At 70.2% G+C, this 14,502-nt stretch carries 12 protein-coding genes; all 12 read left to right on the forward strand.

All coding sequences use genetic code 11. The features are described from left to right. The first annotated feature begins 176 nt into the window (after window positions 1-176). The 12 genes from ACWD26_RS09645 to ACWD26_RS09700 all read left to right on the forward strand — a co-directional run bounded on the left by ACWD26_RS09645 (window position 177) and on the right by ACWD26_RS09700 (window position 14,444). Window positions 177-1,520, forward strand: coding sequence for a DUF6716 putative glycosyltransferase (locus tag ACWD26_RS09645; protein WP_451267952.1), 1,344 nt, complete (start codon window positions 177-179; stop codon window positions 1,518-1,520). 44 nt (window positions 1,521-1,564) lie between these two features. Continuing rightward, window positions 1,565-2,866, forward strand: coding sequence for a cytidylyltransferase domain-containing protein (locus ACWD26_RS09650; protein ID WP_451267954.1), 1,302 nt, complete (start codon window positions 1,565-1,567; stop codon window positions 2,864-2,866). A 14-nt stretch (window positions 2,867-2,880) separates the two neighbouring features. Further along, window positions 2,881-3,819: an N-acetylneuraminate synthase family protein gene (locus ACWD26_RS09655; RefSeq protein WP_451267956.1), complete on the forward strand. Its 939-nt coding sequence runs from the start codon at window positions 2,881-2,883 to the stop codon at window positions 3,817-3,819. A gap of 44 nt (window positions 3,820-3,863) precedes the next feature. Next, window positions 3,864-4,970, forward strand: a complete 1,107-nt coding sequence (locus ACWD26_RS09660; RefSeq protein ID WP_451267958.1) for a hypothetical protein — start codon at window positions 3,864-3,866, stop codon at window positions 4,968-4,970. Between the two features lie 13 nt (window positions 4,971-4,983). Then, the gene (locus ACWD26_RS09665) at window positions 4,984-5,244 is read left to right on the forward strand and encodes a low temperature requirement protein A (RefSeq protein ID WP_451267960.1); all 261 of its coding nucleotides are present in this window, start codon (window positions 4,984-4,986) and stop codon (window positions 5,242-5,244) included. Between the two features lie 557 nt (window positions 5,245-5,801). Further along, window positions 5,802-7,055 (forward strand): amidohydrolase, encoded by a 1,254-nt coding sequence (locus tag ACWD26_RS09670; protein WP_451267962.1) that lies wholly within the window; start codon window positions 5,802-5,804, stop codon window positions 7,053-7,055. Between the two features lie 303 nt (window positions 7,056-7,358). Further along, a complete protein-coding gene (locus tag ACWD26_RS09675) occupies window positions 7,359-8,417 on the forward strand; it encodes a BMP family lipoprotein (RefSeq protein ID WP_451267964.1) in 1,059 nt (352 codons plus the stop codon). Window positions 8,418-8,758: 341 nt separating this feature from the next. After that, window positions 8,759-9,811, forward strand: a complete 1,053-nt coding sequence (locus ACWD26_RS09680) for a BMP family lipoprotein (RefSeq protein ID WP_451267966.1) — start codon at window positions 8,759-8,761, stop codon at window positions 9,809-9,811. 250 nt (window positions 9,812-10,061) lie between these two features. Next, window positions 10,062-11,630 carry an ABC transporter ATP-binding protein gene (locus ACWD26_RS09685; protein ID WP_451268039.1) on the forward strand — a complete coding sequence of 523 codons (1,569 nt, stop codon included), beginning with the start codon at window positions 10,062-10,064 and terminating at the stop codon, window positions 11,628-11,630. Beyond that, window positions 11,630-12,769, forward strand: a complete 1,140-nt coding sequence (locus ACWD26_RS09690) for an ABC transporter permease (RefSeq protein ID WP_451267968.1) — start codon at window positions 11,630-11,632, stop codon at window positions 12,767-12,769. The genes ACWD26_RS09685 and ACWD26_RS09690 overlap by 1 nt, the downstream gene beginning before the upstream one ends. Beyond that, window positions 12,766-14,040 (forward strand): ABC transporter permease, encoded by a 1,275-nt coding sequence (locus ACWD26_RS09695; protein WP_451267970.1) that lies wholly within the window; start codon window positions 12,766-12,768, stop codon window positions 14,038-14,040. The genes ACWD26_RS09690 and ACWD26_RS09695 overlap by 4 nt, the downstream gene beginning before the upstream one ends. Further along, window positions 14,037-14,444 carry a cytidine deaminase gene (locus ACWD26_RS09700; RefSeq protein ID WP_451267972.1) on the forward strand — a complete coding sequence of 136 codons (408 nt, stop codon included), beginning with the start codon at window positions 14,037-14,039 and terminating at the stop codon, window positions 14,442-14,444. Before ACWD26_RS09695 ends, ACWD26_RS09700 begins: the two co-directional genes overlap by 4 nt. Window positions 14,445-14,502 lie beyond the last annotated feature (58 nt).

Below are 14,502 nucleotides of genomic sequence, written 5' to 3' on the forward strand. Positions count from 1 at the left end.
CCGGCATTCGTCTTGACCACCTGCTTGATGTCAGGTGAACGACGCGTGGCGGAACCGTGAACCGGGCGCTTTTCCGCGCCTTCCGCGCCCCGATTCGCCATTCGGCGATGTGCTGTTAACCCTTTGTTGTATTCGGGTTGGGCAGTTCAACGGAATCGCTTCCTAGCGTCTTCGATGTGCCAGCAAGTGCTACGAACGGCCCGCGAGTTGCCGTACTCGCGGATTCCGACACCCGGTGGAAATGGGGCGCGCTCACCGCGAACCGTCTCGCTCCGGAGCAGTCGGACATCCGCCTGGACGGCTTCCTCCTGCGCGGCCGAGCCACCCCCACAGCCCGCCAGCTCCAGGAGGTCGGCGTTCGCCCCGACTCCCTGCGCGAGGTGACCGGCCTCGAGTTCCTGCGTGCCATGAAGGAGGACACGTACGACGTCATCGTGCTCTCCCTCGTCGGCGGGGGCGTCCAGGCGATGCTGCACGGCCTGCGCCGGGCCTGGGACGGGCGTACGAAGCGGCCCGTGGTCGTCACCGGTTACGTCGGTGTCGTCTACGAGAAGCTCGCCGACGGTCTGCTGCTGCGGCACGGCGCGGACCTCGTCCTCGCCAACTCCCGCCAGGACGCGGACCGTTTCCGGGCCGTGTACGAGGGTGTGGGCGCCGACGCCTCCTCGGTCACCGAGGTCGCGCTGCCCTTCCTGGGCGGCAAGCCGTACGCCGGCGCCGAGGACCCCTACACGGTCGTCTTCGCCGTACAGCCGTCCGTCCCGGACAACCGCAGGGACCGTACGTACCTGCTGAACCGGCTCATCCAGCACGCCAGGCTGCACCCGGACCGCCAGGTCCTGCTGAAGCTGCGCTCCAAGCCGGGCGAGCACACCACACACATCGAGGAACTGCCGTACCAGAAGCTGGTGCAGCGGATCCCCGGCGGCGCGCCCGACAACTTCCGCCTGGTGTACGGGAACATGGGCGAGGTCCTCGACACCACCGACCTGCTGGTCACCATCAGCTCCACGGCCGCCCTGGAGTCGCTGCACCGCCGGATCCCCACCGTCGTCCTCACCGACCTCGGCATCCGCGAGACCCTCGGCAACCACCACTTCGTGGGCTCCGGCTGCCTCGCCTCCTGGGACCAGCTGGACGCCGGGCACGAGCCGACACCGGACCCGGAGTGGGTGGCCCGCCAGGGTGTGATCGCTGGGGGCACCTCCCGGACGGAGTCTGGGGGAGGTTCGTACGCCACCGCCTTCGACGCGGCCCGTACCCGCATCGCGAAGCTGGTCGCGGCGCCCGAACTGCCGCCCCTCGCGCCGTACTACACGCCCGTCACCGCGCCCGGCTATCTGCCCGGCATCCTCGCCCGCCACCACCTCGACCCCGACGGCGAACCACTGCCCGGGGCCCCCGCCGCCGACAAACAGGCCGGGCCCGTACGGCAGATCGTGCGCCGGGCGGCGCGCGGCGCCTACCGCCACGGGGTGCAGCGCGTGGCGCCCGTCATCCGGCGGATGGGGGAGCTGTGAGCCGCCGCCCCACCGCTTCGCAAGAGCCGCAAGGAGTCCAAGACATGTCCAACCCGGAAGCGGGCCAAGCGCCTTCCGTGCGCCGAGTGCTCGCCGTGATCCCCGCGCGCGGCGGCTCCAAGGGCGTCCCCGCGAAGAACCTCGCCCCCGTCGGCGGCGTTCCGCTGGTGGCCCGCGCGGTGCGCGAGTGCAAGGCGGCCCGCCTGGTGACCGACGTCGTCGTCTCCACCGACGACCACGCCATCGCCGCCGCCGCCCGGGAGTCCGGCGCCGAGGTCGTCCTGCGGCCCGCCGCCATCGCCGGGGACACCGCCACCTCCGAGGCCGCCGTCCTGCACGCCCTCGACGCCCACGAGGCGCTCCACGGCTCGCCCGTCGACGTCGTCCTCCTCGTGCAGTGCACCAGCCCGTTCATCCTCCGCGAGGACATCGACGGCGTCGCCCGCGCCATCGTGGAGCACGGCGCCGACACCGCCCTCACCGTCGCCCCGTTCCACGGGTTCATCTGGCGGGACACCGCCGACGAACCGGCGACCGCCGAAGCCGCCCACCCGGGAGCCGTGGACGGCGAGACGCTCGAACCCACCGACACGGACGGCGGCTACGGCGTCAACCACGACAAGTCCTTCCGCCCCCGCCGCCAGGACCGCCCGCAGGACCTGCTGGAGACCGGCGCCGCCTACGCCATGGACGCGGCCGGCCTGCGCAAGCACCAGCACCGCTTCTTCGGCCGTACGGAACTCGTCCGCACCGACCCCGCCCGGGTCCTGGAGATCGACGACCCGCACGACCTCGCCCGCGCCCAGGCCCTCGCGCCGCTCTTCGACGCGAACCGCCCCGGCGCCCTCCCCGCCTACGGCGACATCGACGCCGTAGTCCTCGACTTCGACGGCACCCAGACCGACGACCGGGTGCTGATCGACTCCGACGGACGGGAGTTCGTCTCCGTGCACCGCGGGGACGGACTCGGCATCGCGGCCCTCCGCAGGAGCGGCCTGAAGATGCTCATCCTGTCCACGGAACAGAACCCGGTCGTCGCCGCCCGGGCCCGGAAGCTGCAGATCCCGGTGCTCCACGGCATCGACCGGAAAGACCTCGCACTCAAGCAGTGGTGCGAGGAGCAGGGCATCGCGCCGGAGCGCGTGCTCTACGTCGGCAACGACGTCAACGACCTCCCGTGCTTCGCCCTCGTGGGCTGGCCCGTGGCGGTCGGCAGCGCCCACGACGTCGTGCGCGGCGCCGCACGCGCGGTCACCACCGTCCCCGGTGGCGAAGGCGCGATCCGGGAGATCGCCGGCTGGATCCTCGGTCCCTCTCTCGACTCTCTCGACCCCCTCGACAGTTAAGGAAACGTCCCACCATGAGCACCAACTCCCGTCTGCGCACGTTCGGTTCGAAGACCGCCGGCCCGGGTCACCCCGTCTACGTCGTCGGCGAGATCGGCATCAACCACAACGGTGAGCTGGAGAACGCCTTCAAGCTGATCGACGCCGCCGCCGAGGCCGGCTGCGACGCCGTCAAGTTCCAGAAGCGCACCCCCGAGATCTGCACCCCCCGCGACCAGTGGGACATCGAGCGCGACACCCCCTGGGGCCGCATGACCTACATCGACTACCGCCACCGTGTGGAGTTCGGTGAGGACGAGTACCGCCAGATCGACGAGTACTCCAAGGAGAAGGGCATCGACTGGTTCGCCTCCCCGTGGGACACCGAGGCCGTCGCCTTCCTGGAGAAGTTCGACGTCCCCGCCCACAAGGTGGCCTCCGCCTCCCTGACCGACGACGAGCTGCTGCGCGCCCTGCGCTCCACCGGCCGCACGGTCATCCTCTCCACCGGCATGTCGACGCCGAAGCAGATCCGTCACGCGGTCGAGGTCCTCGGCTCCGACAACATCCTGCTCTGCCACGCCACCTCGACGTACCCGGCCAAGGCGGAGGAGCTCAACCTCCGCGTCATCAACACCCTCCAGGCCGAGTACCCGAACGTCCCGATCGGGTACTCCGGCCACGAGACGGGCCTGCAGACCACCCTCGCCGCCGTCGCCCTCGGCGCCACCTTCGTCGAGCGCCACATCACCCTCGACCGCGCCATGTGGGGCTCCGACCAGGCCGCCTCCGTCGAGCCCCAGGGCCTCACGCGCCTGGTCCGCGACATCCGCACCATCGAGGCCTCCCTCGGCGACGGTGTCAAGAAGGTCTACGACTCCGAGCTCGGCCCCATGAAGAAGCTGCGCCGTGTCACCGGCGTCGTCGCCGAGGCGGAGATCGCGGCGGCGGCGGGCGAGCCGGTCGGCGTCTGACACCACCACCCCCACCCATCAAGGGAAGCGACGGTCGTACGTCGATGAGCCCCCGCGCCGGAACCGCCGGCCCCCACACTCTCGCCTTCGTCGAGAGTCCGGTACAGCTGTTGAACGTGCTGGAGTGGGCGCACGCCCACGCCCTCGGCACGCCCGAGGACCCCGGCGCGGGGCCCTTCCAAACAGACGGCGCGGGGCTCACCCTGGTGGTCCTGTCGCCCAACGACCCCATGACCCGTGGCCAGTTGCGCCGGATGGCGGAGCTGGCCCGGGACGAGGGCCACGACGTGCGCTGGGAGGAGGCGCGCGGCGGCACCGCGGCCCCCTTCCGCACCGTCGGCGGCCTCGCCCCGTTGCTGCGCGCCGCGAGCCGCATCGTCCTGGGCGACCCCTTCTCCCGCTACGTCCAGCTCCTGCTCACCATCACCCGGGCACCGGACGTGGTCGTCGTCGACGACGGCACCGCGACCATGGAGTTCGTCTCCCAGCTCGCCCGCGGCGAACGCCTCGTCCGCTGGCACCGCAAGGGCGGCCGCCCCGGCCCCCGCGACCTGATCTTCGCCCCGGTCTCCGCCAAGGCCCGCAAACGCCTCACCCCGACCGCGGGCAGACGCGTCGAGGTCTTCTCCTCCATGCCGATCGACGAGACCCCCGAGGGCGTCACCGTCACCGCCAACGCCTTCGCCTGGACCCGGGCCCGCTTCGGCCCGCCCCGCATCACCAAGGGCGCCGACCTCGTGGGCACGTCCCTCGTGGAGACCGGCGTGGTGGACGGCGACCGCTACCTCGAAGCCGTCCGCTCCCTCGCGACGGCCCACGGCGCCACCCGCTACTTCGCCCACCGCCGCGAGAGCACCGAGAAACTCCACACCCTGGCCACGGAGACGGGCCTGGAGATCGTCCGCCCCGACCTCCCCCTGGAACTCATCGCCCGCCGGGGCCCCATCGGCCGTACGATCCTGAGCTTCCCCTCGACGGTGGTCCACACCCTGCCCCTGGCGCTGGCCGGAACGGACGTACGCGTCGCGGTCTGCGACATCGACCCCTCCTGGCTCACCCAGAACGCCTCCCCCCGTGCCCAGGGCTTCCTGTCCGGCGTCACGGGCACGGCACGGGACGTCCACCGGTTGTCATCGGTGGCGTCGATCTGAGCCGCCCACCCGCGTGTTCGCTCCGGGGACGTCCGGAGCGTTCGCTTCCCCGGCCCTCCCGCCCTTCGCCCTGCTGCCGGCGGGCGCGGCCTTCGAGGCCGTGACCCGGATCCTGATCCGGCCGGCCGCCGTGACGATCGACTACGCGGGCATCTGCGTCGTCGGCAAGTGGGGGGCCGAGGGCGTGGCCTCCCCCGCCCACTTTGCGGAACGCCACGGCCTGATCGTCATCATCGCGCTGGGTGAATCCATGGTGCGACAGGCGTCGGCGTGACCGGCTACGTGGTGTGCCGGCCCCGGTCGCCTCCGCGGCGGCCCTGACCCCTCACGGAGTGCCCGCCCGGGTCCCGACCGGCGGCGCGGGGCTCTTCCACGTCGGCTCGGCCGTGATCCCCGTCACCCCGACCGCCCCACGTCACCCTGTCACTCGCCGTGATCCCCGCCCCCTCGCTCGCGCCCACAAACCGCAGGCCATGGCCGCCCCCGTCCCCTCACCAGGCCCCTCTCCGGTCACTCCTTCGAACACCTGGCGTAGCCGAACGGTCGCGCGGTGGTGAAGGTTCCGGCACCGTGAGATGGCGTGGACGTGGTATCCGTGGAGTGTGGGAATCGTCCGGGCACCCCTGGACGTTTAGACGATGGGAATCGCGGGCAAACCCGGCGCTCCCGTCTCCGAGGGTCACCCGCACCGCAAGACGGGCGGGTATACCCATCCCTGCCAATACGTATGCGTTGTGCGGCCGGAAAACTTCCCCTGACGGGCTGATTTTTTGTTGATCGAGGGTTAGAAGGTCGCTCGATCGCCCTACTCTTCAGAGGGTGAACCAACTGATGTCCCGAGAGTCCGAGGCCGATCTGCCGGGGGATGCCGAAGCGTCGCTCCCCGGCACCCTGCCGGAAGCCCTGCGTGCCGAACTCGTCGCGTTCCGCCGTGACTTGCACATGCACCCGGAGCTCGGCAACCAGGAGTTCCGTACGACCGCCGCGATCAAGGCCCGCCTGGAGAAGGCAGGGCTCAAGCCGCGTGTGCTCGACAGCGGAACCGGACTCATCTGCGACATCGGCGACTGGAACGGCACCGACCAGTCCGCGCTCGCCCTGCGCGCCGACATCGACGCCCTGCCCATCCCGGACACCAAGGTGGACTGCGACTACCGCTCCACCGTCCCGGACCGCGCCCACGCCTGCGGCCACGACGTGCACACCACCGTCGTCCTCGGCGCCGGCCTCGTCCTCGCCGACCTGCACCGCGAGGGCCAGCTGCCCCGCCCCGTACGGCTGATCTTCCAGCCCGCCGAAGAGGTCCTGCCGGGCGGCGCCGCCGACGTGATCCGGACCGGCGCGCTCGACGGCGTCGGCCGGATCATCGCCGTGCACTGCGATCCGAGGGTCGACGCGGGCCTCATCGGACTGCGCCACGGCCCCATCACCTCGGCCTGTGACCGGCTGGAACTCTCCCTGGACGGGCCGGGCGGCCACACCGCGCGCCCCCACCTCACCACCGACCTCGTCACCGCCGCGGCCCGCGTCGTCACCGACGTGCCCGCGCTGGTCGCCCGCCGCTTCGACGCCCGCGCCGGCCTCGTCGTGACCTGGGGCCGCATCGAGTCCGGCCACGCGCCCAATGTCATCCCGCAGCACGCCGAGCTCTCCGGCACCGTCCGCTGCCTGGACATCAACGCCTGGCGGCAGGCCCCCGACCTGATCCACGAGGCGGTCCAGGAGGTCGCGGTCATGCACCGCGCCAAGCCCGAGATCAACTACATCCGGGGCGTCCCGCCGGTCGTCAACGACCCCGTCGTCACCGAGCTGCTCCACGACTCCATGGCCGCCCGCCGCGGGGTCAAGTCCATCGAGGACACCGAGCAGAGCCTCGGCGGCGAGGACTTCTCCTGGTACCTGGAGCACGTCCCGGGCGCCATGGCCCGCCTCGGCGTCCGCCGGCCGGGTGACCTCACCGTCCGCGACCTCCACCAGGGCGACTTCGACGCCGACGAGCACGCCATCACCGTGGGCGTGGAACTCTTCACCGCCGCAGCCCTCCTCGACGCCCGCATGCGGGTCCTCGACGCGGCCGGCAGGTAAAACCCGGCTCCGGTTGCGCCCCGCCCGTCCTCGCGGCAGCCTGGTGCGCGTGTCCGTACGGCCCCCGTGCGGCGCGCGCACCTTCACGCTGGAGTCACCTCATGTACACGGAACGCGAGGGACGTGGGAGGCGCTGGGCCCGACACATCCCTTTCGATCCCCTGGTTCACGAGGGCGTAACGGCCACCGGCACGAATGGATAACGGCCAGTCGAAACCCCGTTCCCAGGAGTGTCTACGCGCGTTAATGTGCGCCGAACTGAGCACCCGGCTGCGGGGCTTTGGAGAAGATGGGGAACTTCAGATGCGTCGGATTTCCAAACTGACCCGCGTCGCGGTGGGGGTCGCGTCGCTGGCCCTCGCCGCGACCGCCTGTGGTGGTACCAGCAGCGAGAGCGGCGGAGGCGGCGACGGCGAGAGCAAGGGCACCAAGGGCCTCGCCATCGCGTACGACATCGGCGGCAAGGGCGACCAGTCCTTCAACGACGCCGCTTATGCGGGCCTGGAGAAGGCGAAGAAGGAGTTCGGGTACGAGACCGCCGACATCGAGCCCACCGAGGGTGAGACGGACGCGGACAAGGAGCAGCGCCTGGCCTCCCTGGCCAAGCAGGGCTACAACCCCGTCATCGGCGTCGGCTTCGCCTACGGCCCCGCCATGGAGGCCGTGGCCGCGGACTACCCGGACACCACCTTCGGCATCGTCGACTCGGTCGTAGAGGGCGACAACGTCGCGTCCCTCGTCTTCGCCGAGCAGGAGGCCTCGTACCTCGCCGGTGTCGCGGCCGCCAAGGCCACCAAGACGAACACCGTGGGCTTCGTGGGCGGTGTGGACATCCCGCTCATCCACAAGTTCGAGGCGGGCTACAAGCAGGGCGTCGAGGACACCAGCGGCGGCAAGGTCAAGGTCATCTCGCAGTACCTGACCCAGACGGCCGAGGAGGGTGGCTTCTCCAGCCCCGACAAGGGCAAGGCCGCCGCCGAGGGCCAGATCGAGAAGAAGGCCGACGTCGTCTACCAGGCGGCCGGTCTCTCCGGCCAGGGCGTCATCGAGGCCGCCGCCAAGGCCAAGGTCTGGGCCATCGGTGTCGACTCCGACCAGTACAAGCAGGAGGCCCTCGCCTCCTACAAGGACTACATCCTCACCTCCGCCCTCAAGGACGTCGGCGGCGCGGTCTACGCCCTCGCCAAGTCCGTCGAGGACGACAAGCCCCTCACCGGCACCCAGACCTTCGACCTCAAGGTGAACGGCGTCGGCCTCTCCGAGTCCAACCCGAAGATGGCCGAGATCGCCGGCCTCACGGACGCGGTCGCCAAGGCCAAGGAAGAGATCATCGACGGCACGATCAAGGTGAAGACCGAGTAACGGTCACATCTCCACAAGAGTGCTGACAGGCGGGGTGGGTGTACACGTACACCCACCCCGCCTCACTTGTGCCCCGGTCGAGGACGGCGTGCCCGAAGGGCGCGGGGAACCGCGCGACCAGCCACAACGCACCCGCGGCCGCGACTCGACCGGCACCACCCCGCCCTCGCGCCCGGACGGCCCAGCCAACGTTGCGACACGGCCCCATAACAACGTGGCCCACCAGGCTTCACCCGGAGGGTCTACGCGCGTTACTCTGCGGCGAAAGCCATATAAGGCGCCGACGCTGTGAAGCACTACTGATCAGTACCCTCCGGCGCTGTACGACAGGAGCACCACACATGCGCCGGGTTTCCCGCATCGCGGTCGCAGGCGCAGCGACCGCCTCCCTCGCCCTCGCCCTCTCCGCCTGCGGCGGTACCTCGTCGGAGGCGTCGTCCTCCGCCGACTCCAAGGGCGACATGGGCCTCGCCATCGCGTACGACGTCGGCGGCAAGGGCGACCAGTCCTTCAACGACGCCGCGTACGCGGGCCTGGAGCAGGCGGAGAAGGAGTTCGGCTACAAGACCGCCGACATCGAGCCCACCGAGGGCGAGACGGACGCGGACAAGGAGCAGCGCCTGGTCTCCCTGGCGAAGCAGGGCTACAACCCGGTCGTCGGCGTCGGCTACGCGTACGCGACGGCCGTGAAGGCCGCCGCCGAGCAGTTCCCGGACACCACCTTCGGCATCGTGGACGACTCCACGGTCCAGCTGGAGAACGTCGCGGACCTGGTCTTCTCCGAGGAGCAGGCCTCGTACCTCGCGGGTGTCGCGGCCGCCAAGGCCACCAAGACGAACACCGTCGGCTTCGTCGGTGGCGTGGACATCCCGCTGATCCACAAGTTCCAGGCCGGCTTCGAGCAGGGCGTCAAGGACACCAACCCGAAGGCCACGGTCCTCTCGCAGTACCTGACCCAGACGGCCGAGGAGGGTGGCTTCTCCAGCCCCGACAAGGGCAAGACGGCCGCCGAGGGCCAGATCGAGAAGAAGGCCGACGTCGTGTACGCGGCCGCCGGTCTGTCCGGCCAGGGAGTGATCGAGGCCGCCGCCGCGAACAAGATCTGGGCGATCGGCGTCGACTCCGACCAGTACAAGCAGGAAGCCCTCGCGAAGTACAAGGACTCCATCCTGACCTCGGCGACGAAGGACGTCGCCAAGGCGGTGTACAACCTGGCTAAGTCGGTCGAGGACGGTAAGCCCGGGACCGGTATCGTCAGGGGCGATCTGAAGACCGGCGAGGTCGGCCTCGCGGACTCCAACCCGAAGTTCAAGAGCGACACCGAGCTCCAGGAGGCCATCACCACGGCCAAGGAGAAGATCATCAGCGGCGAGATCAAGGTCAAGACCGGCTGACCCAGCTCCACCACGAGCGACCGGGTGATTCCGGGGGAGTCCAGACCCCCGGAGTCGCCAGTAACCGCGGGGTTACGTCCGCTCAACGGGGTACGGGGAGTATCGCTCCCTGTACCCCGTTGTCTCGGTGCGTCGCCGCCCGCTTTCGATGCCGTAGGGGCGCTACGCGCGTAGACGACCCCCTTTCCCAGGAGAGTGCGCCATCAACGCGTCCAGCAGCCCTCCGGCCGACGTGGCGGTCAACGAATCGGTGACCGCCGTCGAACTCGCCGGGATCACCAAGCGATTCCCCGGCGTCGTCGCCAACCACGACATCCACCTCACCGTCCGCAAGGGCACCGTCCACGCCCTCGTCGGGGAGAACGGCGCCGGCAAGTCCACCCTGATGAAGATCCTCTACGGCATGCAGAAGCCGGACGAGGGCACCATCGCGGTCGACGGCGAGCAGGTCTCCTTCTCCTCCCCGGCCGAGGCCATCGGGCGCGGCATCGGCATGGTGCACCAGCACTTCATGCTCGCCGACAACCTCACGGTCCTGGAGAACGTGGTCCTCGGCAGCGAGAAGCTCTACGGCATCGGCGCCAAGGCCCGCCGCAAGATCAAGGAGATCTCCGAGCGGTACGGCTTCGGGGTGCGCCCCGACGTCCTGGTCGAGGAACTGGGTGTCGCCGAGCGCCAGCGCGTGGAGATCCTCAAGGTCCTCTACCGGGGCGCCCGCACCCTGATCCTGGACGAGCCCACCGCCGTCCTGGTGCCCCAGGAGGTCGACTCCCTCTTCGCCAACCTGCGCGAACTCAAGGCGCAGGGCCTCGCGGTCATCTTCATCTCGCACAAGCTGGGCGAGGTGCTGTCCGTCGCCGACGAGATCACCGTGATCCGGCGCGGCACCACCGTCGGCACGGCCGTCCCCGCCGAGACCACCCCGCGCCAGCTCGCCGAGCTGATGGTCGGCAGCGAGCTGCCCACCCCGGAGACGGCCGAGTCGACGGTCACCGACCGCCCCGTCCTCACCGTCGAGAAGCTCCGCCTGGAGACCGCCGGCGGCAAGGCGCTCCTGGACGACATCACCTTCACCATCCACGCGGGCGAGGTCCTGGGCCTGGCCGGTGTCGAGGGCAACGGCCAGACCGAACTGGTCGACGCCCTCATCGGCCTCAAGCACGCCGACTCCGGCAGCATCTCGCTCGCCGACGACGAGATCACCACCTGGGCCACCCGCAAGCGCCGCGAACAGGGCGTCGGCTACATCCCCGAGGACCGCCACCGGCACGGCCTGCTCCTGGAGGCCCCCCTCTGGGAGAACCGTATCCTCGGCCATGTGACCGAGCGGCCCAACGCCAAGGGCGTCTGGCTCGACCCGAAGGCCGCCCAGGAGGACACCCGCCGGATCGTCGCCGAGTACGACGTCCGCACCCCCGGCATCGACGTCACCGCCGCCTCCCTCTCCGGCGGCAACCAGCAGAAGCTGATCGTCGGCCGCGAGATGAGCCACAAGCCGCGCTTCCTGATCGCCGCCCACCCCACGCGTGGTGTGGACGTCGGCGCACAGGCCCAGATCTGGGACCAGATCCGCGAGGCCCGCCGCGAGGGCCTGGCCGTGCTGCTGATCTCCGCCGACCTCGACGAGCTGATCGGTCTGTCCGACACCCTCCGGGTGATCTACAACGGCAGGCTCGTCGCCGACGCCGACCCGGCCACCATCACCCCCGAGGAGCTGGGCTCGGCCATGACCGGCGCCGCCACCGGCCACCTCGAACACGAAGAGACCCCCGAGACCCCGAGCAAGGCTCCCGAGTCTCCGGAAGACGAGGCCCGCTGATGAAGAAGTTCGACAGGGAGCGCGTGCTCCTCGCGGTGGCCGGACCGGTCCTCGCGCTCGCCGTGGCCTTCGCGCTCACCGCGATCGTGCTGCTCGCCTCCGGCAAGAACCCGGTCGAGCCGTTCTCGATCATGTTCGAGCAGGCCTCGTTCTCCGACATCCAGGTCCGGATCATCAACCAGGCCTCGCTGTACTACATCGCGGCCCTCGCGGTGGCCATCGGCTTCCGGATGAACCTGTTCAACATCGGAGTCGACGGCCAGTACCTGCTCGGCGCCATGATCACCGCGATCGTCGGCGCCCACATGGATCTGCCGGCCGCTCTGCAGATCCCGCTGCTGATGCTCACCGCGATCCTCACCGGCGCGTTCTGGGCCGGCATCGTCGGTGTCCTCAAGGTGACCCGGGGCGTCAGCGAGGTCGTCGCCTCGATCATGCTGAACGCGATCGCCACCTCCGTCATCGGCTACCTCTGGCTGCCGAACGTCTTCGGCGTCAAGGTCGGCAACAACAACACCACCGGCGAGATGGCCGAGTCCGGCTGGGTCCCCGGCATCGACATGGGCAAGGCCGGCGAGATCTACGGCCTGGTCCTCCTCGCCGTCCTCCTCGGCATCGGCTACTGGGTCGTCATCAACCGCACCCGCTTCGGCTTCGACCTGCGCGCCTCGGGTGCCTCGGAGTCGGCCGCCGCGGCCAGCGGTGTCGACCCCAAGCGCATGATCCTCACCGCGATGCTGATCTCCGGCGGCGTGGCGGGCCTCGCGGGCCTGCCGATCCTGCTCGGCGACACCCACACCTACAGCCTCAACTTCCCCACCGGCATCGGCTTCCTCGGCATCGGCATCGCCCTCCTGGGCCGGAACGGCCCCGTCGGCATCGCCTTCGCCGCCCTGCTGTGGGCCTGGCTCGACAAGGCCTCCCCGGAGCTGGACTTCCACGGCTACGACAAGGAGATCGCGGTCATCATGCAGGGCCTGATCGTGCTCTCGGTCGTCGTCTCCTACGAGACCGTGCGCGAGTGGGGTCTGCGCCGCCAGCAGCGCCGGGTCGGCGCCGAGCTCGCCGCGGGCCATGTCCTCGGCGCGGACGCCTCCGGCGACAACAACAACGTCAAGAAGGAGGTGGCGGGCCGATGACCACGAGCACCACCGCGACCGACGTCAACCAGCCCTCGCTGCAGCCGGCCGCCCCGACGGGCCGCAGGCTGTCGCTGCCCGTGCTGTTGCTGGTCATCGCCGGAGTCCTGGCACTCACCTCGATCGTCCGCATCATCACCGGCGCCGACGGCATCACCAACGTCAGCCAGATGTCCACCGCGCTCCAGCTCGCCGTGCCGATCGGCCTCGCCGGTCTCGGCGGCCTGTGGGCCGAGCGGGCGGGCGTGGTCAACATCGGCCTCGAGGGCATGATGATCCTCGGCACCTGGTTCGGCGCCTGGGCCGGCTTCCAGTGGGGCCCGTGGACCGGCGTCCTCGTCGGTATCGCCGGCGGCGCGATCGGCGGCCTGCTGCATGCCTTCGTCACCGTCACCTTCAACGTCAACCACATCGTCTCCGGTGTGGCCATCAACATCCTCGCTCTCGGCGCCACCCGCTACCTCGCCCCCCTCGCCTTCGTGGGCCACCAGGGCGGCTCGGCCAAGCAGTCCCCGGCGGTGGACTCCCTGGGCAACTTCACGGTGCCAGGACTCTCCGACGCCCTGCGGGACCTCAACGCCAAGGGCTGGTTCTTCATCTCCGACATCGCCGGTCTGCTCGGCGGTCTCGTCACCAACGTCTCCTGGCTGACCCTCCTCGCCATCGCGCTGGTCCCCGCCACCTGGTGGATCCTGTGGCGCACCGCCTTCGGTCTGCGCCTGCGCTCCTGCGGCGAGAACCCGATCGCCGCCGAGTCCCTCGGCGTCAACGTCTACAAGTACAAGTACCTCGCCGTGATCATCTCCGGTGGTCTGGCCGGTCTTGGCGGCGCCTTCCTCTCCATCGTCGCCAACCCCTTCTACCTGGAGGGCCAGACCGGTGGCCGAGGCTTCATCGGCCTTGCCGCGATGATTTTCGGCAACTGGATGCCGGGCGGTCTCGCCCTCGGCGCCGGCCTCTTCGGCTACACCGACAGCCTCAACCTGCGCGGCGGCTCCGAGAACGTCCACGCCCTGCTGCTCCTCGGCGCGCTGCTGCTCATCATCGGCGCGGTCTGGCAGGTGGTCCGCAAGAAGTACGTCGCCGCCGCGATCACCTTCGTCGTCGGTGCCCTCGTCCTCACCTGGTACGCCGTCACCAACGAGGTCCCCAACCAGGTCGTCGCCGCCACGCCGTACGTCATCACCCTGATCGTCCTCGCGCTCTCCGCCCAGCGGCTGCGGATGCCGAAGGCGGACGGCCTGCCGTACCGGAAGGGACAGGGCAAGTGACCGCCGGCGCACCGGCGGAGGTCGACTGGGACGAGCTGCGTGAGATCGCGCGGGACGCCATGTCCCACGCGTACGCCCCCTACTCGGGCTACCCGGTGGGCGTGGCCGCCCGCGTCGACGACGGCCGCACGATCTCCGGCTGCAACGTCGAGAACGCCTCCTACGGCCTGGGTCTGTGCGCCGAGTGCGGACTGGTCTCGGAGCTGCAGCGCACGGGCGGTGGCCGGCTGACGCACTTCACCTGCGTCGACGGCGAGGGCGAGATCCTCGTGCCCTGCGGTCGCTGCCGCCAGCTGCTGTACGAGTTCGGCGGCCCCGGCCTCCTGCTGGAGACCCCGGCGGGGATCGTCCCCCTCTCGGAGATGCTGCCCCAGGCCTTCGGTCCGGGCCATCTCACCAAGTAACTCCCGTGCGGCCCCTCCTGACGACCGGTCGGAGGGGCCGCACACTTTCCAGACTCCG

This window comes from Streptomyces sp. NPDC002787 (genome assembly GCF_053592095.1).